At 71.5% G+C, this 558-nt stretch carries 1 protein-coding gene; it reads right to left on the bottom strand.

What is annotated here, in order from left to right; genetic code table 11:
• Positions 1 to 558 (bottom strand): hypothetical protein (locus CFB18_RS15205; protein ID WP_200808058.1); only part of this gene is annotated, 558 nt, incomplete at both ends.

Below are 558 nucleotides of genomic sequence, written 5' to 3'. Positions count from 1 at the left end.
TCTTGCCCGGCCGAAGGGTCCTCGTCCAGCAGTCCCACTCCTTCCACCGCTCCTGGGGCAAGGGCTCGCAATCCGTCCGGGTCCCGATGACATCCCGCACAGTCTTTTGGTCGACCCGCAGGCGCACGGGCCATCCTCGCTGGAAGTAGCCGTGGAAGGCGGGCAGCACCCGATCCCCGAAGTCCACCTCGCTGACCTGGCCGGTGGCCGGGTGGGAGGCGTAGGGGAAGTTAATGGCCACCTCCCGTCCGGGGCTCACCTCGGTGTTCAGGCGGGCGGCGGGGAACTGCAGGCGGGCGGGCAGCAGCACGGCCCACATCGTCCCGTTGGCATCCCGCTGGAAGCCGCCGGGGGCGGTCCAGAGTTGCACTCGCAGGCAGGTGGTGCCGGCGGGGACGTGGTGGGCCAGGAGTTCGGCCTCGCTCATCTCACAGGGGAAAGGGGCGTTCCCCGGGCCGCGGCTCCCGCCCCAGGTCCACAGGCGCCAGCCGGAGTCGTCGTGCTGGGGCCAGGGGGGTTCTTCCCAGACCAGGCGGGCGGTGGGGTGGAAGACCCCCC

This window comes from Thermoflexus hugenholtzii JAD2, from assembly GCF_900187885.1.
In the GTDB taxonomy this organism is placed as follows: Bacteria; Chloroflexota; Anaerolineae; order Thermoflexales; family Thermoflexaceae; genus Thermoflexus; species Thermoflexus hugenholtzii.
Note: the sequence above shows the minus strand (reverse complement) of the source record. Positions and strands in the feature narration are given on the sequence as shown.